The organism is Streptomyces sp. GbtcB7, from assembly GCF_019091445.1.
Classification (GTDB): Bacteria; Actinomycetota; Actinomycetes; order Streptomycetales; family Streptomycetaceae; genus Streptomyces; species Streptomyces mirabilis.
In genome coordinates, this window is the sequence record NZ_JAGXJM010000008.1 from 272,360 (window position 1) to 294,334 (window position 21,975).

Here is a 21,975-nt window from a genome sequence, read left to right on the forward strand (position 1 = left end):
AGGACGTCAAACCAGCCGACTCATGTCCCGAGGAAAATCGGGTTGGTGAACGCCGCCAACGCCCCCGGTACCGGGCCCACCGCCGTCTCGTGGCGCAACTCCGCGCGTACGTAGGCCGCGTACTGCGCCGTCGTGTTCCACTCCACCGTGCCGGAACCCGAGACCGGCAAGGGAGCGCTCGTGAAGAGGACGCCCTGGTCCGTGACGAAGCGGACCGTGCAGCGGGGGGCGCCGGTGGCCTCCAGGCGGACGGTGACCGGGGTGTCGGGGGCGACCCGCAGGCGTTCTCCGATGCCCGCGTGCTCGCCCTTCGCGCCGGTTGCCGAAAACGTCAGGGACACCAGCTTCGACTCCGCCACGTAGGAGCGGCCCGCGCGCAGGCCCTCCTGGATGGCCTCGCGGGTCAGGTCGTCGGCGAGGACGACCGTCTGCGGGGTGCCGACCGGGTCGGGGTCGCGGTGGGCGTCGCTGTTGCCCATCGCCGGGAGCCAGGAGCGGTCGGCGGTGCCCGAACGGACGGCCGCCACCAGCGTGTTGTCCCAGTCCGCGAGGGTCACCTCGTCGTCGGGGGTGTACGGGCCGTTCCACACCTCCACCGCGTCCGCCTCCCCGAAGCCGAACTTCCAGCCGCAGCCGACGCAGGTGGCGTGCGGATGGGCGGGGACGACGAGGCCGCCCGCGCGGCGGATCTGGCGGGCGAAACGGCCGAAACGGTTGTCGCGGGCCCGGTAGCGCCAGTCGACGAACGTGCCGGGGTCCGTGCCGAGGGCCACCACGTGACCGTTGCGGGTCGTGACCTCCTCGCCCAGCATGATCAGCAGGTCGTCGCCGGCTTGGTCCGCCCAGTGGGGGTGCGAGCTGTGCGTGTTGTGGTCCGAGGTGTTGATGAAGTCCAGGCCCGCGGCGCGCGCCAGCGCGGCGATCTCCGCGGGGGTGCGGCGACCGTCCGAGTACCAGGAGTGGAGATGGCAGTCACCCCGGTACCAGGCACGGCCCCGGCCCTTCGCGCGGGACGGCGGGTACGCCGGGGCCGGGGTGGCGGCCTGCTCCCCGTACGTCAGCGTGATCGTGACCTCGTACGGCAGGCCCTGCGGCGCCACCGTGTAGGGGCCGAGCGCGATGTGCCAGGTGCCGGGGTGGATCCGGCCGGGGATGTAGCCCGGCGTCGCGTCGTCCGCGCGGACGAAGAACTCGGTGCGCGCGCCGCCCGACCAGCCGCGGAAGCCCTCGCCGCCCAGTGCCGTGCCGCGCTCGTCGAAGAGGCCGATGTCGAGCGCGTTGCCCGCGGTGCCGGCCGGGACGGACGGCTTCTCGTAGGTGTACGCGACGTGGATCTCCCGCACCCCGCGCGGGATCTCCACCGGGAGGTACACGAAGTCCGGCGAACCGGTGGGCAGGGTGCCGGACACCGTACGGGTCTCGGTACGGTCGGCCGCGTCGGAGCCGCTCGCGAAGGTCACGCTTCCCAACGTAAGGGCGGCCGCCGCCCCCGTCACGAACAGCGCGCGTCTGCCGATGCCGTCGAAGCTTTCGATGCCGTGCTCGTCCTCGCACATGCTGCTGCTCCCAGGGTGTCGTGAGAGTGACATGGGTGGTGCACGTTGGCACGTACCACCCTGGTAGTCGGCTGTGAACTGCGGGGCAAGGGAAGGAAATCGACAGCTTTCGGGGAGGCGGCGCGCCCGCCGGGGCCCGACCCGCGCGGGGCGCCAGTGGCACCCTGTAACGATCTGTGGCCCCGGAGGAATACGGCCACGCCCTGTAACGCCTGATCACCGCGATCGTATGCTCGAAGGATGACGACCACCGCGACCCCCGGAACCGGCCCGACCGAGAACTCCATGCGTCGCGCCCTCAAACGCGCCCGTGACGGCGTCGCCCTCGACGTGACCGAGGCCGCGGTGCTGCTCCAGGCGCGCGGCGAGGACCTCGAGGACCTCGCCTCGTCCGCCGCCCGGGTGCGGGACGCGGGCCTCGAAGCGGCCGGCCGGCCCGGCGTCATCACGTACTCCAAGAGTGTCTTCATCCCGTTGACCCGGCTGTGCCGGGACAAGTGCCACTACTGCACCTTCGTCACCGTGCCGGGCAAGCTGCGCCGCGCCGGGCACGGGATGTTCATGTCGCCGGACGAGGTTCTCGACGTCGCGCGGCGCGGCGCGGAACTCGGCTGCAAGGAAGCCCTCATCACGCTCGGCGACAAGCCCGAGGACCGCTGGCCCGAGGCCCGGGAGTGGCTGGACGCGCACGGGTACGACGACACGATCGCGTACGTCCGTGCCATCTCCATCCGGATCCTGGAGGAGACGGGACTGCTGCCTCATCTCAACCCGGGGGTGATGTCCTGGACCGACTTCCAGCGGCTCAAGCCCGTCGCGCCGAGCATGGGCATGATGCTGGAGACGACGGCGACGCGGCTGTGGAGCGAGCCCGGCGGTCCGCACTACGGCTCCCCGGACAAGGAGCCCGCCGTACGGCTGCGGGTCCTGGAGGACGCGGGGCGGTCGTCCGTTCCCTTCACCAGCGGGCTGCTGATCGGGATCGGGGAGACGTACGAGGAGCGCGCCGACTCGCTGTTCGCGCTGCGGCGCGTGTCCCGGTCGTACCACGGCATCCAGGAACTGATCATCCAGAACTTCCGCGCCAAGCCGGACACGGCGATGCGCGGGATGCCGGACGCCGAACTGGACGAACTGGTCGCCACGGTGGCCGTCGCCCGGCACATCATGGGACCGGCCGCCTGCCTCCAGGCCCCGCCGAACCTCGTCGACTCCGAGTACGGGCGGCTGATCGGCGCGGGGATCGACGACTGGGGCGGGGTCTCGCCGCTCACCATCGACCACGTCAACCCCGAGCGGCCCTGGCCGCAGATCGAGCAGCTGGCCGAGCAGTCGCGCGCCGTCGGCTTCGAACTGCGCGAGCGGCTGTGTGTGTACCCCGAGTTCGTGCAGCGCGGGGAGCCCTGGCTCGACCCGCGGCTGCTGCCGCACGTACGGGCGCTGGCCGACCCGGAGACGGGGCTCGCCCGCGAGGACGCCGTCGTCGAGGGGCACCCCTGGCAGGAGCCGGAGGAGGCCTTCGCGGCTTCGGGGCGCACCGATCTGCACCGCACCATCGACACGGAGGGGCGCACCGGCGACCGCCGGGACGACTTCGACCTCGTGTACGGCGACTGGGAGGCGCTGCGGGAGGCGGCGGCGCCCGGGATGCTGCCCTCCCGCATCGACACCGACGTCAGGGCGGCCCTCGCGACCGCCGCCGACGACCCGACGAAGCTCACCGACGACGAGGCGCTCGCGCTGCTGCACGCGGACGGGCCGGCGCTCGACGCCCTCTGCCGGATCGCGGACGACGTCCGCAGGTCCGCCGTCGGTGACGACGTCACGTACATCGTCACCCGGAACATCAACTTCACCAACGTCTGCTACACCGGCTGCCGTTTCTGCGCCTTCGCCCAGCGCCGCACGGACGCCGACGCGTACACGCTGTCGCTGGACCAGGTGGCCGACCGCGCCCAGCAGGCCTGGGAGCTCGGGGCCGTCGAGGTCTGCATGCAGGGCGGCATTCACCCGGACCTCCCGGGTACCGCCTACTTCGACATCGCGAAGGCGGTGAAGGAGCGTGTCCCCGGCATGCACGTGCACGCCTTCTCCCCGATGGAGGTCGTCAACGGCGCGACGCGTACGGGGATGTCCATCCGTGAGTGGCTGACCGCCGCGAAGGAGGCGGGCCTCGACACCATCCCCGGCACGGCGGCGGAGATCCTCGACGACGAGGTCCGCTGGGTCCTGACGAAGGGCAAGCTGCCCACGGCGACCTGGATCGACGTCGTCACGACCGCGCACGAACTCGGCATCCGCTCCTCGTCCACGATGATGTACGGGCATGTGGACCAGCCCCGCCACTGGCTAGGCCACTTCCGCACGCTCTCCCGCATCCAGCAGCAGACCGGCGGCTTCACCGAGTTCGTGACGCTCCCGTTCATCCACACCAACGCGCCGGTGTACCTGGCGGGCATCTCCCGTCCGGGCCCGACCACCCGCGACAACCGCGCGGTGGTGGCCATGGCCCGCCTCCTGCTCCACCCGCACATCCCCAACATCCAGACCAGCTGGGTGAAGCTGGGCGCCGAGGGCGCGGCGGAGATGCTCCGCTCCGGCGCCAACGACCTCGGCGGCACGCTGATGGAGGAGACCATCTCCCGGATGGCGGGCTCCTCGTACGGCTCGTACAAGTCGGTCAAGGACCTCATCGCCGTCGCGGAGGCGGCCGGGCGTCCGGCGAGGCCGCGGACGACCCTGTACGGGGAGGTCTCCGAGGAGCGGCAGCGGGCGGCGGAGGTGTCGGACGGGCACCTGCCGGAGCTGCTGCCGGTCCTGGAGTGACGGCCGAAGTGTGCGGTGGCCCCGGGCGCGTCGGAGTACGATGATCCGACCCTCGGTGGAGGGCCCAGAAGCCTTGTGAGCCCGAGGAGTTGTGTGTCCGTGCCTGCCCTACGGCTTCCCTCCTGGATCTGGGTCACCGGACTGACCGCGGCGGCGATCGTGGGCGTCACCGGCCTCGCCGCGCGGGCCGACCAGGGGGCGCACCCGACCGCCGCCCACGCCGCCGGGGCGAAGCCGTCAGCGTCGGCGAGCCCGGGGCCCTCCGCCTCGCCCAAGAAGGCCGAGCCGGCCGCCGTGCCCGACGGCTCGGGCACGGGACGGCGGATCGTCTACTCGCTCGCCCAGCGGCGCGTGTGGCTGGTCGACACCGGCGAGGCCGTCCGCCGCACCTTCGCGGTGTGGCCGGGCACGGTGAGCCCGGCGCCGGGCCGGTACGCGGTGTCGACCACCGTCGCCTCCACCACGGGAACGGACGGCACGAAGGTCGAGAACATCGTCTACTTCACTGTCGCGTCCGGCGTGAACATCGCGTTCTCCAACGCCCAGGACGGCTCCTCGCCACAGCCCGCGGTGGGCGTGAAGACCGGCGGGATCCGTATGCACAGCGCGGACGGGGACGCGGTCTGGGCATTCGGCACCAAGGGTACGAAGGTCACCGTGACGAAGTAGCGGCCGGGGCGATGGAGGGGGCGGACGGATGGGGCGTGCGCGGCCGTCGATGCAGGACCTGATCCAGCAGCGCAGACGGCACGGCTTCGTCGGCCGCGGTGCCGAACGCGCCGCGTTCCGGCAGAACCTCGACCTGCCGCCGGAGGACGAGCGGCACCGGTTCCTCTTCCACGTCCACGGCAACGCGGGCGTCGGAAAGACGTTCCTCGTAAGGGAGCTGGAGCAGCTCGCCCGGGCCCGCGGGGCGCTGACGGCGTACGTCGACGACGGCGTCGGCAGCCTGCCCGAGGCGATGGCGGCGATCAGCGCGCGGTTCGCCCGGCAGGGGCACCGGTTCAAGGACCTCGACCGCCTGCTGGCCACCCACCGGGAGCGGAGCCACGAGGCCGAGTCGGCGGCAGCGGCGCCGGCGCAGACATCCGAACTCCAGCCGTCGGCACCGTCGGCCGCGAGTCTGACCGCCGCCCGGGCGAGTCTGGTCGGGCTCGGTCTCGTACCCGGTGTCGGCGCCTTCGCCGGTGCCGTCGACCCGGCCCAACTGGCCCATGGAGCCGACCGGTTGCGGGCCGGAATCGGGGCCCGCCTGCGCAGTCAGGAGGACGCGCAGCTCGTCCTGTCGCCCGAGCGGGTGCTCACCCCCGTGCTGCTCGACGAGCTGGCCGGGGTCGCCACCGAAGCCCCCTGGCTCGTCCTGATCTTCGACACGTACGAGCGGACCGCGCCCCTCCTCGACGGCTGGCTGCACGACGTGATGACGACCGACCGGCACGGCGCCCTGCCCGCGAACGTCGTGGTCGTGACGGCGGGGCAGCGCCCCCTCGACACCGCCCGCTGGGGCGGCCTCGCCGACTTCGTGGCGGACGTGCCGCTGGCGCCCTTCACGGCGGCCGAGACACGCGGCCTGCTCGCCGACAAGGGAGTCGTGGCCGAACCCGTCGTCGAGGAGGTGCTGCGGCTGACCGGCGGACTGCCCGTCCTCGTCTCCACCCTCGCCGAGTCCCGGCCCGGCGCCCCGGACGACATCGGCGACCCGAGCGCCACGGCCGTCGAACGCTTCCTCAAATGGGAACAGGACCCCGTCCGCCGCGCCGCCGCCCTCGCCTGTGCCCTGCCCCGCCGTCTCGACGCGGACGTCTTCCGCGCCGCCGTGGACTGCCCGGAGACCGAGGCCGACGCCCTCTTCGGCTGGCTCCGCGGACTCCCCTTCGTCACCGACCGCGGACACCGGATCCAGTACCACGACGTCGTACGGGCCCCGATGCTGCGCCTGCAGCGGCTGCGCTCCCCGCGCGGCTGGGCGGGGCGGCACACCCGGCTCGCGGAGACGTTCGGGCGCTGGCGCACGGAGGCCGAAGCCGGCCTGGACACGGCCGAGGTGTGGGCGGACGGCGGCTGGCGCGAGCTGCGGCTCGCGGAGTCGTACCACCGGCTGTGCGCGAACGCCCGCACCGCGCTGCCCCTCGTGCTGCGGGACTTCGTGGACGCCTGCGACAGCGTCGACGGCGGCGTCTTCGCCGAACGCTGGGCACGGGTCCTGGCGGAGGCGGGCGAGGACACGGACACGGAGCTCGTACGGACCTGGGGGCGCGACCTGCTGGCGGCGCTCGCGGACGGCGGAGTGGCCGCCGCGCTGGAGCTGCTGCTGAACCGGACCGAGTTCGAGGAGCGCTGGCAGGCCCGGGCCCGGGTGGCCCGGGGACGGGCCCTGCGGCACGCCGGCGCGTACGCGCCCGCGCTCGCGGAGTTCGGCCGGGCCATCGCGCTCGATCCGGAACTGGCGCGGGCGTACCGCGGCAGGGGCTTCAGCCACGGCGGCCTCGGCGACCACGAGGCGGGCCTCGCCGATCTGGACCGGGCCGACGCGCTCGAGCCGGACCACGCCCCGACCGTCTCCGTACGCGGCGAGTACCACCGCATCCTCGGCCACTACGACGCGGCGCTCGAAGACCTGGACCGAGGGATCGCGCTCGACCCCTCCCACCACTTCGCCTGGGCCTCCCGGGGAGCCGTCCGCCAGCTGCTGGGGCAACCGGACGAAGCCCTCGCGGACCTCAACCGCGCGCTGGAACTCAAACCGGAGTACCCCTGGGCGCTGATCCGCCGGGCCCGCGTGTGGCGGACCCGCGGCGAGCACGGGCGCCAACTGGCCGACCTCGACGAGGCGGTCCGCCTGTACCCCGACGGGATCTGGGGCCTGTGCGAACGCGGAGACGCCCTGCGCGCCGCCGGCCGCCCGGCGCAGGCCCTCGCCGACTACGACCGGGCCCTCGCCCTCGACGACCGATACGCCTCGGCGTACGCGAGCCGAGGCGTCTGCCGCGGCGCGCTGGGCCGCTCCGAGGAGGCGCTCGCCGACCTCGACCGGGCCCTCGCCCTCCAGCCGGACTACCCCTGGGCGCTGCGCCAACGTGCCGAGCTCCACCTCGAACGCGACTCCCACGACCGCGCCCTGGCCGACCTCGACCGGGCGCGCGCCCTGCGCCCCGACGAGGCACCGGTCCTCGTCTGCCGTGTGCGGGCGCTGCTCGGGCTCGGGCGGTTCGAGGAGGCACGCGCGGACCTGGACCGAGCCCTCGAACTGAGTTCCGACACCGAGCGGGCCCGGCTGGCCCCGCTCGGGGAGCGGATCGCCGCAGGAAACACGGACGAACGCCGTTCATAAGCGAGCACTTGGTTCACTCGGGGCACAGTTCGCATACCGATCCGTGCCCTGAACGGACCGTTCCCGGTCGATTACAGTGCTGAGCTGTCGGACGTACGGACGGTGCCTGGGGAGGTCTCGGTGGGTGCGACAGCCGGTGCCGTCTGGGGCCGTGCGGAGCAGCAGGACTTCCGTAGCCGGGTACGTGGGACTCTGCTGGGCGCGGCCGTCGGGGATGCCCTCGGGGCGCCGGTCGACGGGCTCACCCTGGAGGGGATCCGGGAGGCCCACGGTGCGGAGGGGCTGGTCGACCTCGCCTTCGGGCACGGCCGGCGCGGCTCCGTCACCCACCTCACCCAGCTGACCCTCTTCTCCCTCGACGGTCTGATACGGGCCCAGGTGCGCCGTGACACGGGCGCCTGGCATCCGCCCACCGACCTCCACCGGGCGTACCGCCGCTGGGCGGCCACCCAGAGCGACTGGGGCCCCGACGAGCGCCGCAAGGACGACGGCTGGCTGGCCCGCGAGGAGTGGCTGTACGCCCGCCGGGACCCGGCCCGCGCCTGCCTGATCGGCTTCGGCGACGACATCATGGGCACGCTGGACGCGCCCAAGAGCCCCGGCGAGCTCGGGCCCGAGGCCGCCGCCCGCTCGGCGCCCTTCGGGCTGCTCGTCGGCTGGGAGCCGCAGCTCGTGATGCAGCTCGCCGTCGAGTGCGCCGCGCAGACGCACGGGCACCCCACGGCGTACCTCGCGGCGGGCGCGTACGCCGTCATCGTGCACGCGTTGGCCCGCGGCGAGAGCCTCGACGGGGCCGTGCAGCGGGCGCTCGCGATCCTCGCGGCGCGGCCGGGGCAGCAGCCCGTCGCGGACGCGCTCCAGCATGCGTTGGGGGCCGTGCGGCAGGGGATGCCGACGCCGGGGCGCGTCGAGGAACTCGCCGGGGACGGTACGGCGGAGGGGTTGCTCGCTGTCGCCGTGTACTGCGCGCTGGTGGGGGACGACATCCGGCACGGTCTGTGCCTCGCGGTGAACCAGGGTGGGCCCTCCGGTGTCGCCGGTGCGCTCACCGGGGGGCTGCTCGGCGCCCTGCACGGCGAGACGGCCCTCCCGCCTGCCTGGCTGGCCGAGCTGGAGGGCCGTCCCACGATGCTGGCCCTGGCGGACGACTTCGCGATGGAGATGACCCAGGGCCCGGCCCTGCACGGCCCGGGCGGCTCCGCACCGGGTTGGCTGGCCCGCTACCCCCGGGCATAAGCCTTCTTCGCGCCCTGAAGGGGCGCGGGGAACTGCGCGCCGAGCCCCCGCGGGCCCGCAGCCAAATGACTGCGGGTGGGCGGGAATCCGGGGCGAAGCCCCGCCCGAGGGGCGCGGGGAACTGCGCGACCAGCCCCCACCGCCCCGCAGCCGAACGACGGCCCCGGTCGAGGCCCCGGCGGCCGGCAGCCGTACGACTGCCGGCCGCCGAGGGTTCTCAGACGCCGGACGGGCTGGCGGTGCCCGCCCCGTCCGCGGCCTCCGCCGGAGCCGGGATCGCCGCGGCAGCGGCCCCGTCCCCGTCGTCGTCCGTGTTGATCTTCTCGATGATCGCGTCCCGCTCCGGCGTGTCCTCGGGCTTCAGGAAGCCGATGAGGATGTACAGGACGAGGGAGATGACCATCGGGACGGAGACCTGGTACTCCAGCTTCACATCGGTGCGCTGGGAGAAGTCCAGGTTGTAGTTGACGAAGAAGAACGCGAGCAGACCACAGGCCCAACTGATGAGCGCCGCCGTCGGACCGGACTTACGGAACGGTCGCAGCAGACCCAGGATGAACGGGATCGCGATCGGCCCCATGAGCCCCGCCACCCACTTGATGACGACCGTGATGATGTCCTTGAAGGTGGGGGAGTTGACCTGCGTCGCCACCGCCATCGAGAACCCGAGGAAGGCGACGGTCGTGATCCGCCCCGCGATGAGGCCGGTCCGGGTGTCCCAGGCACGCGCGGCCTTGGAGAGAACCGGGGCCACGTCCCGGGTGAACACCGCGGCGATCGCGTTCGCGTCCGACGAGCACATGGCCATCGTGTGCGAGAAGAAGCCGACCACGACCAGACCCAGCAGCCCGTGGGGGAGGAGCTGTTCGGTCATCAGACCGTACGCGTCCGAGCCGTCCGGCTTCTTCGCCGTGACGAGGAGCGGCGACAGCCACATCGGGATGAACAGGATCACCGGCCACACGAACCAGAGCGCGGCGGACAGGAAGGCCGACTTCGTGGCCTGCTTGGCGCTGCCCGTCGCCATGTAGCGCTGGGCCTGGTTCCACATCCCGCCGTTGTACTCGAACAGCTTGATGAACAGGTACGCGATGAAGAACACCGTCAGATACGGGCCCGCGAATCCGTTGGCGTGACCGTGCAGCTTCGGCGAATCGAGGGCCTTGGACAGGCCACCCTGGTCGGAGATCTTGTTCAGCACGATGATCAGCATCGAGAGCCCCGCCAGCAACTGGATGACGAACTGACCCAGTTCCGTCAGCGCGTCCGCCCACAGACCGCCGATCGTGCAGTACACGGCCGTGATGCCACCGGTGATGAGGATGCCCTGGGTGAGCGTGACCCCGGTGAAGACGCTCAGCAGGGTCGCGATCGCCGCCCACTTCGCACCGACGTCCACGATCTTCAGCAGGATGCCCGACCAGGCGAGCGCCTGCTGCGTCGGCACGTTGTAGCGGTCCTTGAGGTATTCGAGCGGTGAGGCCACGTGCAGCCGGGAACGCAGCCGGTTGAGCCGGGGCGCGAACAGTTTCGCGCCGAGCAGCACGCCGATGGCGATGGGTAGCGCCCAGGTGACGTACGAGGTGATGCCGTACGTGTACGCGATACCGGCGTACCCGGTGAACATCACCGCGCTGTAGCCCGACATGTGGTGCGAGATGCCGGACAGCCACCAGGGCATCTTGCCGCCCGCGGTGAAGAAGTCGCTGACGTCGTCCACACGCTTGTGGGACCAGACACCGATCGCGGTCATGACGCCGAAGTACGCGACCAGGACGGCCCAGTCGAAGCCGTTCATGTGCCCCCTCCAGGGGTCCGCCTTGTGAACCTGCAGATACCGGACGGCACTTCGCCAGTACGTACATGGGCGGCGCCCCCGTGCGGGAGCGGGGACTTTGGGGATTGAACCGCCGTTCGGAGGGGGCGGTCAAGACCTTTCCCGGTCACAGATATGAACACAGATCAGAAAGCAGAACGATTTTGCCTCCACTTTACCCGTACGGCTGTTGTCGTGCTCGTGACGTGGACCACACCATGAGCGGGCACTTCGTCAGACCACACAGGCAGGTTCACACCGACAAGTCGATCAGGCGTACGGGATGCGGGTCCCGCGCGGCTGGGAGGGGACGGCCGACTGGAATCCACCACCGGTCCCGCTAGCGCATGAGTTCGCCGGCGTTCACGAGCAGCGACTGCCCCGTGATCGCCCGCGCCCGGTCGGACGCCAGGAACACCGCGGCGTCCGCCACGTCCCCGTCCGTGGCCAGTTCGGGCAGCGCCATCCGCTCGGTGAGCCGCTGCAGGACGTCCGCCTCCGGTACGCCCTCGGTGTGCGCCGTGAACTGGACGTACGCCTCGACGGGCGGCCCCCACATCCACCCCGGCAGCACGGTGTTCACGCGGACGCGGTGGGGGCCCAGCTCCCTCGCCAGCGAGTACATCGCGCTCGTCAGCGCGCCCTTGGACGCCGCGTACGCCGCCTGCCGCACCTGGCTCGGCGCGGCCACCGACGACTGCGTCCCGATGATGACGACCGAGCCGCCGCACACCTTCAGCGCGGGCAGACACGCCCGGGTCATCCGCAGGGTGCCCAGCAGATTCACGTCGATGACCGACTGCCAGGTGGCGAAATCCGCGTCCTCCAGGCCGCCGAAGTAGCTGTCCCAGGCCGCCACGTGCACCACCGCGTCGATCCGCCCGAACCGCTCCGTCGCGAGCTCCGCGAGCGCCTCGCACTGCTTCTCGTCCGTGATGTCCGTGGCCCGGTACGCCGTGTGCGCGCCGTCCGGATCGAGCTCGGCCGCGGACGAGGCGAGATTGGCCTCCGTACGCGCCCCCAGCACCGCGTTGCCCCCGTCCCGTACGACGGCCGCCGCGACCTGATGGCCGAGCCCGGCCCCGACCCCCGAGACGACGACCGTCTTCCCCGCAAGCAGTGACATCGGAAGCCTCCCCGGCTCTGGCGCATTGTCTGACGGGGCGTCAGAGTATGGGCGTCCGGCGGAGGAAGGAAGAGCGAGGAAGGGGATCGTCATGTCGGAGGAGACCCGTAGCGAGGTGTACGCGGAACTGGCCGCCCTCGGCCCGTACGGCGTCCACCCGGGCCACGCCCTGATCACCATGGTCGAGCCGCACCCGGGCCACGAGTACGCGTACAACCGCTGGTACGAGGACGACCACTACTACGCCGGCGCGATGGCCATGCCCTGGATGTACGCGGGCCGCCGCTGGGTCGCCACCCGCGATCTCCAACTCCTGCGGTACCCCGAGAAGTCGGCGGTCGCCCAGCCGGTCACCGCGGGCTGCTACCTCTCGACGTACTGGGTCACCGAGGGCCGCTACGACGACCACATGAGGTGGACCGTCGGCATCAACAAACGGCTGAATCGCGACGGCCGCGTGTACCAGGACCGGACACATGTCTTCACGGCCTTCCAGGACCACGAGGCCACGGTGTACCGCGACGGCGCCGCCGGCCCCCGCGACTTCCACGCCCTGGACCACCCCTACGCGGGCCTCGTCCTCCAGGTCGTCGACGCGGACTCCGCCGACCGGCGCGCCGAACTGCTGGAGTGGCTGCGCGCCCGCCACCTCCCCCGGCGCCTGGCGGGCTCCCCGGCCGCGATGGTGACCGTCTTCCGCCCCACCCCGCTCCCCGGCGACCGCATGACGTACGTGAAGCAGGTCGAGGGCGTCGACACCCGGCTGACCCTCCTGTGGTTCCTGGAGACGGACCCGAGGGAGTGCTGGGAGGACCACTTCGGCGGACTGGAGGAGGCGGTGGCGGAAGGGGGCTTGGGGAAGGTGGAGCTGGTGGCCCCGTTCATCCCCACGGTGCCGGGAACAGACCGCTACGTGGACACCTTGCGCTGAACAGGCGCGCCCCGGAGGCGAACCGAGCCTAAAAAAAGGGGGATAGCCCCCTCGGCCAGGACGGCGGGCCAGTCGAGAGGGCTATTTCGGTGGTGCGTATGCGGTTGGTCGGTGCAGTTGTGGTGGTGGATGCAACTGTCGACGCATCAGGCGAGGTCGGACGCCCCCCGGCTGACCTCGGCCACGAAGGCGTTCCACGAGTCCGCGGGGAACGCCAGCGTGGGGCCCGCGGGGACCTTGGAGTCCCGTACGGCCATCGCCGCGAGAACCGGGGACTTGACCTCGACACATGCGCCGTTGCCGGTGGAGTAGGAGGACTTGGTCCACGTGTCCGTGGCGCCTTGCTGGATTGCCATGTTCGCTCCGGATAGCCAGTTGTTGAGAGTTGCTGTCACCGCACTGCGGGTTCGCTACGGAACTCGCCGAGCGGTTTGCGCCAACGTTGTTGCTCGATGGCGTGATCGACGCTACTCGCCAACATCGGCGGGCGAAGTGGCCGTTCACTCGACCGGGTGGCATATACCAGTGGAGTCTTCCGTCCAGGCGTGGTGAGGGTGTAGTCTGCGGCACTTTCCCGCCGGGGGCCCGTTCTCCGGGGTGCGCGTCAGCGCGCGTACTCCTTGGCGATGTCCGCGATGAACTGCCGCGACTGCTCCACGTTCAGGGCCTGTGCCCGCAGATGCTCGTACATCACGCTGTATTTCTGGACGTCGTTCGCCTTCTCCAGATACAGGTCGCTGGTGACGCCCTCGATGTAGACCACGCTGGAGTCGGCCGCGTCGGGGAACTCCAGGATCGCGTACTGCCCGTTGAGTCCCGGGTGCGCGCCCATGTCGAAGGGGATCACCTGCACGGTGACGTGCGGGAGCTGGGACTGTTCGACGAGGTGTTCCAGCTGGTCGCGCATGAGGGAGCGGTTACCGACGGCGCGGCGCAGGGCGGCCTCGTCGAGGACGGTCCACAGCCGGAGCGGGTTCTCCGGGGCGGAGATACGTTCCTGTCGGCGCAGCCGAACCTGGACGCGCTTGTCGATGTCGGCGGAAGCGGTCTCCGGCAGCGCGCCCGCGATCAGAGCCTCGGCGTACGGCCGGGTCTGCAGGAGACCGGGGACGACCTGGGGATCGTAGACGCGAAGTGACGCGGCGTCGGTTTCCAGCCCGATGTAGACGCTGTACGGGATGTCGCCGAAGGAGTGCCACCAGCCCTGCTGGCGCGAGTCCTTGGCCATCTGCATCAGGGAGTCGACGATCCGGTGGTCCTCGACCTCGTAGACCCCGCACAGGTCGCGGACGTCACGCTGGCTGATACTGCGCCGTCCGTTCTCCAGCCGGCTGATCTTCGACTGCGAGACCAGCAGCCGCTCGGCGACCTCTTCGGCCGTCATGCCCTTGAGCTCGCGGAGCCGACGCAGCTCCTGGCCCAGCCGGCGCCGCCGGACGGTGGGATTGACACTTGACGCCACGGGACGTGCACCTCCGGCTGCGGGCCTCTACTTTGCGTATCTGCTGTTGAGCAGACTGCCACCAAGGTGCGTTCTACCGCTGGAAAACACCGGATATGCGCTGGGTACACGCCGGTTCGGAGATCTGGCGTGGATATTACGCGGATCGCGTACGTGTACGTCGCCTTCACTCGTACCGTCCGCATATGCGCGACACCCGCGAAATGCGGCCGCGCGGGGCGGTGGGGCCGTGTCGTCGTCCGGACGTACGGCCCCACCGCCCCGCGCGAGCCAGCGGCTCCCGAACCGGGTCTTGGGGACTGCGGTGCGGCGCTGGGGTCGTGCCGGCGGTGCGTGGCGGTGCTCTTTGTGGTGCGTGGCGGTGCTGTTGTGCGTGGTGGTGCGTACGGTGCCTGGTGGCGCCGTGGGACTGCGGCTCAGTGGACCACGGCGCGCGCCATGGAACCGTGGCGCGGTTGCATCGGAACACCGCGGGCGGGTTCCGGTGCGGACCTGACTCCGGCGGTGGCCGGACGGCCTGCCGGTGCCGGGTTGCGGCGTGGCTGTGCACCCACACCGTTCTGAACGTCCATGACCGCGTGGGCCACGAGGCCGCCCATGGGGTCATGCCTGATCAGGTCCCGTAGCCGGGAGCGGGACGAGCGTCCCTCGTTGCCCGGATACAGGTGCTTGCCGAGACCGACCGCATGGGCCAGCGCGGCGAGCGCCGCGGTCCGCGGGTCCGGCGGTACGCCGGTGCGGATCGCGCTGTCCAGCCGGGACTTGATCTCCCGGCTGATCTCCGTGTCCGTCGCTTGGTAGCGAGTCGTCGGAAGCACCCCGCACATCTGGCCGGCCACGGCATGGACCATGCCGCACCTCTCCAGATGCGAGAGGTAGGTCTGGCGCAGCCCCAGTCGGGGTCCGCCAATCCAGTTGACCGCGCGTACGGGTGCTCCGCGTCGGCGAAGCAGTTCCAACGCACAGTCCAGTGTTGGATCTCCAGTCGGCCGTGGCTGCACCACGGCGATACGATCCCCGTCTGGGGCTATCCGTCCGGCCAGCGCCAGCTCTACTAGCTGTGCTCCGGCCAGACCGAGGTCGAGCGACTGCGGCTGTGCAGTGGTACCCGTGGTCGGGTCCAACGCCAGCAGCAGAAGCTCTTCCGGAAGAGTTCTGCGGCTCCTGCCCATCCATGCCTCCCCGCGTGGATGAATGACAGGGTGACCCCTCTCACATTGGTCTGTCGAGAGTGCCTGACCGGTTCGTGATGGAACCAGCAGGTATGTCGTTCTCGTCTACCGCAGGGGTTAAGCCCGCACACAGGACACTGGTACATGGTTCGGACAGCGATGTCCGGGCGGCGGGTCAAGGGTTCACGGTTCGTTGGGCGCCCGGTGGGTGGCGCACGGAGGAGGCATCGGTGGCGGGCGAGTCCCCCGACAGGTCGAAGCAGCATGAGGCGTCGTCGGCAGAAGCGACGCCGGGGACCCCGGCCGCGGTTGCGGGCCCGAACCGGGCCGCCGCGGCGGCGGCCGACCCCCGTCTGGCGGTGGCCCGCGAACGGGCCGCCACGGTGAGGGTGGATCAGGCGACGGCGGTGTTCTCGACGCGGGCGTTGGCGGAAGGTTCCGCCGGGTCCGGAGGGAAGGGCCCCGTGGAGGACGCGCGACTGCGCGAGGCCGTGGCCGCCTGGGTCGCAGGGGCGGACGAGGAGGCCCCTGAGGGGGAGTCCGGGGTTCCGGAAGCCTCCAAGGGCCCGGAGGACCCCGACAAGGCCTCCAAGGGCGCGGAGAAGGCCGGTACGGCGGCGGAGGCCGGGACCGGGGCTGAGGTTGAGACCGAGGCTGGGGCTGAGACCGAGACCGAGACCGAGGTTGCGGCTGGGGTTGAGACCGAGGCTGGGGCCGAGGTTGAGGTTGCGGCTGGGGTTGAGGGCGAGGCTGACGGGGAGTCGGCTTCGGGGTCCGACGCCGGTGCCGACATCGATGCCGCCGCTGATGCCGACTCCGACTCCGACTCCGACGCGGACGCTGACGCCAAGTCCGAGTCCGAGTCCGAGTCCGAGGCTGAAGTTGAGGCCGAGGGCGCGGCGGCGGATGACGCCGACACCGATGCCGACGCCGAGCCGAAGACCGACGCGAAGTCCACGTCGGACGCGGAGTCCGAGACGGCGCCCGAGCCCGAGACCGAGCCCGAGACCGAGACCGAGGACGCGAAGCCGGCGGAGGCGAAGGACTCTCCGGAGGACGCGTCCGAGACCTCGGAGAAGACCTCCGAGACCTCCGAGGACTCCGAAGGTCCCGAAGATTCCGCGAGCCCCGAAACCCCCTCGGACGTCGAGGACGCCAAGGACGCGGCGGCGCAGAAGGACTCCAAGGACACGCTGCCCGCCGAGGGTTCGACGTCCGCCGACGACTCGCCGTCCGCGAAGGACACCCCGGACACCGACGACGCGCCCGAGCCCCCCGTCGACCAGCCCACCGCCATCTTCAAGGCGCCGAAGCGCCCGGCGGTGGACCAGCCCACCACGATGCTCAAGCTGGGCGGTGCCAAGCCGGCCACCGACAAGCCCGCGGACCAGTCGAAGGCCGAGCAGTCCAAGGCTGACCAGTCCAAGGCGGACCGGCCGAAGCCCGAGACCCCGTCCGAGCGCACCAGCAAATTCGTGGCTCTCAAGCCCCTCGACGAACCCGTGTCGAGGGTGAAGCCGAAGACCACGGCGACCCCGTCCGTTCCCTCCGCCTCCTCCTCGCCCACCAGGGTGGCCCCCGCCGACGCCACCGCCGCCCTCCCGCAGGTCGGCCCCGAGCGCACCACGCAGCAGCCGCTGCCGCCGAAGCCGCCGCTGGACCTGCTGGCCGAGCTGACGAACACGCCGCCGCCCCCGCAGACCCCGGTGCGGACGCTCGCGCGCCGGGTGAAGATCTGGACGCCGCTGGTCCTGCTGCTCGCGGTCATCTTTGCGGTCGCACAGTCGCTCCGGCCGCTGCCGACCCCCACGCTCGACCTCACCGCCGAGTCCAGCTACACCTTCGGCGGCGGCGACGCCTCCATCCCGTGGCCGTCCGCCGGTCAGGGCGCGCTCGACGTCCAGGGCATCGGTTCGTTCGGCACGTCCGGCGCGCAGAAGGCGGCGCCGATCGCGAGCGTCGCCAAGGTGATGACGGCGTACCTGATCCTGCGCGACCACCCGATCAAGTCCGGCGACGGCGCGAAGATCAAGGTGGACCAGAAGGCCCAGGACCAGTCGGACGCCGGCGACGAGTCGACGGTCAACGTGCACGCGGGCGACACCATCACGCAGAAGGAGGCCCTGGAGGGCGTCCTGATCGCGTCGGCGAACAACGTGGCCCGGCTGCTGGCCCGCTGGGACGCCGGTTCCGAGACGGCCTTCGTCGCCAAGATGAACACCGCCGCCAAGGAACTCGGGATGACGAACACGACGTACACCGACCCGTCCGGCCTGACGAAGACGACCGTGAGCACGGCCGCGGACCAGGTGAAGCTGGCCAAGGCCGCGATGAAGGACGCTTCCTTCCGCGAGGTCGCCCGGATGATGGAGTACACCGACTACAAGGGCACCAGGCACAGCAACTGGAACCACCTCGTCGGCTCCAACAACGTCATCGGCATCAAGACGGGCACCACCACCGCGGCCGGCGGCAACCTCGTCTTCGCGGCGACCAAGGAGATCGGCGGCGAGGTGCGGACCATCGTCGGAGCGGTGATCAGCCAGGGCCCCGGCGGCAGTGACAACACCATCCTCGGCGGCGCCCTGGCCGCGGGCGACAAGCTGATCCGCGCCGCGCAGGCCTCGTTGAAGTCCGCGACGATCCTGAAGAAGGGCGATGTCGTCGGTTACGTCGACGACGGGCTCGGCGGCCGTACGCCGGTCGTGATCACCAAGGACGTCACGGCGGTCGGCTGGGCCGGACTCAAGGTCAAGCTGTCCTTCGTCTCCTCGGAGCTGCCGCACTCCGCGAAGGCCGGCACCAAGGTGGGCTCGCTCACCGTGGGCGACGGCGGCAGCAGCAGTGCCGTGCAGGTTCCCGTCGAGCTCCAGAAGGACCTCGCCGAGCCGGGCTTCGGCGCCAAGCTGACCCGCGTGAGCTGAGCGGCCGTACACAGTGAGCGACGTACGCAGGAGGGTGCGGGCGTACGGGTACGGGTACGGGCGTACGAGTGGGGCGCGCTTCCAGCAGGGGGCGTATCCCCCGTACGCCGGAAGCGCCCCGAACGCCATGTGAACGCGCCGTGAGCCCGCTGTGAGCGCGGCACGAACGCACCGCACCCCGTCGGGGCGCCCCACCCGGGAGCTCCCCGGCGGGGTGCGTGCTAGCGTCGCGAGATCGGGGCAGGTCGCGGGCCGCGGGTCCCGGGCCGAACACGAGAAAACGGGACACGGGAGCCTTGCAGTGGCGACAGCGGAGCCGACACACGCCGACGACGCCGATCCTGGCCCTGGCCCTGGCCCTGGCCCTGGACCAGGTCCTGAGCCGGATCGCGGACCGGGCTCGCGAATACGGCTGCCCGCACACGCCACCGACGACCCCGCTGACGACGGCCTCACGGACGACGAACCGCGGGAGCCCGTGACGCGACAGCCCGTGACACCGGAGTCGAAAACTTCGGAGTCCAAGACGTCGGAGTCCAAGACGTCGGAGTCCAAGGCGTCGGAGTCCAAGGCGTCGGAGTCCGGGACACAGGGCCGGCGTACCCGCCTCAAGGCCTTCGCCCTGTGCCACCCCGTCGCCTTCGTCACCGTCGTGGCGGGCCTCCTGCACGTCGTCTGGTTCTTCACCTTCGCGAACAGTGGCGGAGACCTCGCGGCGCAGGACGCGTGGGCGGAGTTCGTGGGACGGCACCCGGACTCGGCGTACAACCTCGCCTGGTACGGCGGTATGCACCCGGTGTCGTACAGCGTGGTGTCGCCGTATCTGATGTCGGTCCTCGGCGTCCGTACGACGATGATGATCGCCGGGACGATCTCGGCGGGCCTGCTGACGATGATCCTCATCCGCAGCCGTGCGATACGGCAGCCGCTGGCGCCGGCCTTCGCGGGTGTCTTCGCGCTCATCTGCAACGCGGTGTCGGGGCGGGTGACGTACGGCCTCGGCATGGTCTTCGGGCTCGCCGCGGCGGCCGTGGTCTTCTGCTGGCCGTACCGCTGGCGCTACAAGCGCTGGGCGAAGGCCCTGTGCGCGGCGCCGCTCGCCGCGCTGGCGACGGCCGCGTCGCCGGTGGCCGGACTGTTCGTGGGCCTGGTCGCGGTCGCCCTCTTCCTCCAGAAACGCCGGCCCGGCGCGTACGCGCTCGGCATCGCGCCGACCGTCGTCGTCGCGCTCTCGGCCTGGCTGTTCCCCTTCTCCGGCACCCAGCCGATGTCCTTCGGCTCGGCCTCGCTGCCGCTGATCTCCGCCGGGCTGGTCTTCGCGCTCGTTCCCAAGGAGTGGAAGACGGTCCGGATCACGGCGGCGGTGTACGGACTCGCCGTGCTCCTCGTGTGGCTGATCAGCTCGCAGATCGGCTCGAACATCACCCGCCTTGCGATGCTGCTCGAGGGCGTCGTGCTGCTCGCAGCGCTCCCCTTCACCGCGCCGAAGTCACGCAAGTGGTACGTGACCGTCCTCGCCTTCACCGGATTCGTCGGGTGGATCGGCTTCAAGTCGGTCGACGACATCATCCATACGACACCGGCGGCGTCCTGGGCCCGCGAGCTCGCTCCGCTGGTGAACCAGCTCCAGGTGGTCGGTGCCGAGAAGGGCCGCGTGGAGGTGGTCCCCGCCCGCTCCCACCGCGAGGCGTCCGCGCTCGCGCCGTACGTGAACCTCGCCCGCGGCTGGAACCGCCAGGCCGACATGGAGCGCAACCCGCTCTTCTACGACGACACCCTCAACTCCGCGAACTACCACGAGTGGCTGCAGCGCTGGGCCGTCCACTACGTGGTGCTGCCCAAGGGCGAACCGGACGGGGACGGCGGCGAACGCGAGCGTCAGCTGGTCCAGCGCGGCATGCCCTACCTTCGCCAGATCTGGGGCGACGCGAACTGGCAGCTCTTCTCGGTCACGGATCCCACGCCGCTGGCCGATCCGCCGGCCGTCGTCGATCGGGCGGAGCAGGGCGAACTGACCATCGAGGTGAAGAAGGCGGGCCGCGTTCTCATCCGCATTCCGTACTCCCCGTGGCTCGGGCTCGTCGACGCCAAGGGCAAGAGCGTGAAGGCTCCGCAGGAGACGCAGAAGTCCAAGCACCGCGCGGAGGGTACGCCGAAGACGTACGACAACCTCAACGGCTGCCTCATGGAAACCGCGGAGAACGCCTCCGGCGACAAGTGGACCGAACTCCTGGCCCCCGCCCCCGGCACCTACCGCCTGGCGGCCCCGTACCAACTCCCCCGGGGAACCCCGTGCCCCGAGGAACTGCGCTGACCTGACGGATGCGCCGGAGGCTCTTCGGCTGACGGCCGGTGGGGGCTGGTCGCGCAGTTCCCCGCGCCCCTAGGGGTGGGGCTGCGCCCCACATGCCCGGCTGCCGGAGGTTCTTCGGCCGCGGGTCGGTGGGGGCTGGTCGCGCAGTTCCCCGCGCCCCTAAAGCCCGGGCTCGTTCGGTGTTTCAGGGCGAGGCCGATGGCCCGCCCACCCCGGCCCGCACCTTCAGCCTGTCCGGCGTTTGAGGACGAGGCCGTTCAGGCCGATGGGGGGTCTGGGGGCGCAGCCCCCAGGGATGGGACGGGTAGGGGCGGCGGGGGCGAGAACCCTCCGGTGCCCGCCCCAGCCCGCGTCTCACCTCACCTCACCGGAAACGCCACGTCACACACCGCGTCCTCCGGCCCCGCCGCATCCCAGTCCGCGAAGTACACCTCCCGGCAGGGACCGTCGTACGACAGCCCCCGCTCCCCCATCCACGCCTCGACCGCCTCGAACGCGGCGATGATCTGCGGATGAGCCACCTGCGCCTTGGTGATCCGCGCGTACGCGAGCCGCCGCGCCGGCTCCACCCGCACCCCGATCCCCGACGCCCGCCCCCGCTTCTCGGCCCACGCCCGCGCAGCCCCCTCGTCGGCGACCGGCACGCACGACTCGGCGGGCCCGTCACTCTCCATGCTGACCTCGGCGTAGTAGACGACGAAGGGCGAGCCGGTCGTCCCACCGCACTCCCGCGCCCCGTCCTCCAGCCGACCCAGCGAGGCCGGAATCCAGACCGGCAGCTCATCCGCCAACGTGTGCCGCTTCTCCGTCAGCACCACCCGCTCCGGCACATCCACCGTCTCGACCACGAACTTCCCGTACATGTCGGTACTCCTCCCGGACAGCCGTCCACGGAGGTACTCGGCGAGCGTCCGCTGCGAAGCGAACCGGGCCTCGGCATCCGCCCAGTACGTGGCGAGGAGCACGGCGCCCTGCGCCGCCCCGACCTCCACCACCTCGGCGATCCGCGCGAGCGGCATGTCGAGCTGCCGCAGCAGCGCGACCAGCCGGGCGCGCTCGACCTGGTCGGCGCGGTAGTAGCGGTATCCGCTGACCTCGTCGACGTGGGCCGGAGCGAGCAGTCCGAGCCGGTCGTACAGCCGAAGCGCCTTCGGCGAGAGCCGCGCGCGGGCGGCGAACGCGCCGATCGTGAGCAGTTCCTGTCGCACGAGCCCATCCTCCGTCACCGGGCGCCTTCCGCCCGGTGACAAAGGACGCTGCTCCCTGCCCCAGGGGCAAGGT

The 21,975-nt window shown here is 71.3% G+C and carries 15 protein-coding genes; 8 read left to right on the forward strand and 7 right to left on the reverse strand.

The window, feature by feature from the left end:
• Positions 1–20 precede the first annotated feature (20 nt).
• On the reverse strand, positions 21–1,556 hold the full coding sequence (locus KVT44_RS16230) for a CehA/McbA family metallohydrolase (protein WP_217567552.1): 1,536 nt from the start codon (positions 1,554–1,556) through the stop codon (positions 21–23).
• A 240-nt stretch (positions 1,557–1,796) separates the two neighbouring features.
• Here KVT44_RS16230 and KVT44_RS16235 point away from each other — a divergent pair, with 240 nt between their 5' ends.
• From KVT44_RS16235 to KVT44_RS16250, 4 genes are all read left to right on the forward strand, one after another.
• Positions 1,797–4,382: a bifunctional FO biosynthesis protein CofGH gene (locus KVT44_RS16235; protein WP_217567553.1), complete on the forward strand. Its 2,586-nt coding sequence runs from the start codon at positions 1,797–1,799 to the stop codon at positions 4,380–4,382.
• Between the two features lie 93 nt (positions 4,383–4,475).
• Entirely contained in the window at positions 4,476–5,051 is a 576-nt protein-coding gene (locus KVT44_RS16240) for a hypothetical protein (protein ID WP_217567554.1), read from the forward strand.
• A 28-nt stretch (positions 5,052–5,079) separates the two neighbouring features.
• Complete coding sequence (locus KVT44_RS16245) at positions 5,080–7,713, forward strand: tetratricopeptide repeat protein (RefSeq protein WP_217567555.1); 2,634 nt, start codon at positions 5,080–5,082, stop codon at positions 7,711–7,713.
• Positions 7,714–7,833: 120 nt separating this feature from the next.
• Positions 7,834–8,949, forward strand: coding sequence for an ADP-ribosylglycohydrolase family protein (locus tag KVT44_RS16250; RefSeq protein ID WP_190170725.1), 1,116 nt, complete (start codon positions 7,834–7,836; stop codon positions 8,947–8,949).
• A gap of 217 nt (positions 8,950–9,166) precedes the next feature.
• Here KVT44_RS16250 and KVT44_RS16255 read toward each other — a convergent pair whose 3' ends face one another.
• Together KVT44_RS16255 and KVT44_RS16260 are read right to left on the reverse strand one after the other, a co-directional pair.
• On the reverse strand, positions 9,167–10,747 hold the full coding sequence (locus KVT44_RS16255) for a sodium:solute symporter family protein (protein WP_099922095.1): 1,581 nt from the start codon (positions 10,745–10,747) through the stop codon (positions 9,167–9,169).
• 358 nt (positions 10,748–11,105) lie between these two features.
• Positions 11,106–11,891, reverse strand: coding sequence for an SDR family oxidoreductase (locus KVT44_RS16260; protein ID WP_190170723.1), 786 nt, complete (start codon positions 11,889–11,891; stop codon positions 11,106–11,108).
• A gap of 91 nt (positions 11,892–11,982) precedes the next feature.
• Between KVT44_RS16260 and KVT44_RS16265 the strand changes: the two genes are divergently transcribed.
• A complete protein-coding gene (locus tag KVT44_RS16265) occupies positions 11,983–12,822 on the forward strand; it encodes a hypothetical protein (protein WP_217567556.1) in 840 nt (279 codons plus the stop codon).
• Positions 12,823–12,968: 146 nt separating this feature from the next.
• Here the strand turns inward: KVT44_RS16265 and KVT44_RS16270 are convergent, their stop codons facing one another.
• From KVT44_RS16270 to KVT44_RS16280, 3 genes are all read right to left on the reverse strand, one after another.
• Positions 12,969–13,178 carry a DUF397 domain-containing protein gene (locus KVT44_RS16270; protein ID WP_190170721.1) on the reverse strand — a complete coding sequence of 70 codons (210 nt, stop codon included), beginning with the start codon at positions 13,176–13,178 and terminating at the stop codon, positions 12,969–12,971.
• A gap of 248 nt (positions 13,179–13,426) precedes the next feature.
• Positions 13,427–14,284, reverse strand: a complete 858-nt coding sequence (locus KVT44_RS16275) for a helix-turn-helix transcriptional regulator (RefSeq protein WP_099922099.1) — start codon at positions 14,282–14,284, stop codon at positions 13,427–13,429.
• A 416-nt stretch (positions 14,285–14,700) separates the two neighbouring features.
• The gene (locus KVT44_RS16280) at positions 14,701–15,456 is read right to left on the reverse strand and encodes a GPP34 family phosphoprotein (protein ID WP_054234374.1); all 756 of its coding nucleotides are present in this window, start codon (positions 15,454–15,456) and stop codon (positions 14,701–14,703) included.
• A 230-nt stretch (positions 15,457–15,686) separates the two neighbouring features.
• Between KVT44_RS16280 and KVT44_RS16285 the strand changes: the two genes are divergently transcribed.
• The 3 genes from KVT44_RS16285 to KVT44_RS16290 all read left to right on the forward strand — a co-directional run bounded on the left by KVT44_RS16285 (position 15,687) and on the right by KVT44_RS16290 (position 20,694).
• The gene (locus tag KVT44_RS16285) at positions 15,687–18,380 is read left to right on the forward strand and encodes a D-alanyl-D-alanine carboxypeptidase (protein ID WP_217567557.1); all 2,694 of its coding nucleotides are present in this window, start codon (positions 15,687–15,689) and stop codon (positions 18,378–18,380) included.
• A 296-nt stretch (positions 18,381–18,676) separates the two neighbouring features.
• A complete protein-coding gene (locus tag KVT44_RS58060; protein ID WP_254649493.1) occupies positions 18,677–18,862 on the forward strand; it encodes a hypothetical protein in 186 nt (61 codons plus the stop codon).
• Complete coding sequence (locus KVT44_RS16290; RefSeq protein WP_308314020.1) at positions 18,859–20,694, forward strand: MFS transporter; 1,836 nt, start codon at positions 18,859–18,861, stop codon at positions 20,692–20,694. Before KVT44_RS58060 ends, KVT44_RS16290 begins: the two co-directional genes overlap by 4 nt.
• Positions 20,695–21,053: 359 nt before the next feature.
• Here KVT44_RS16290 and KVT44_RS16295 read toward each other — a convergent pair whose 3' ends face one another.
• Complete coding sequence (locus KVT44_RS16295; protein WP_217567559.1) at positions 21,054–21,920, reverse strand: MerR family transcriptional regulator; 867 nt, start codon at positions 21,918–21,920, stop codon at positions 21,054–21,056.
• Positions 21,921–21,975 lie beyond the last annotated feature (55 nt).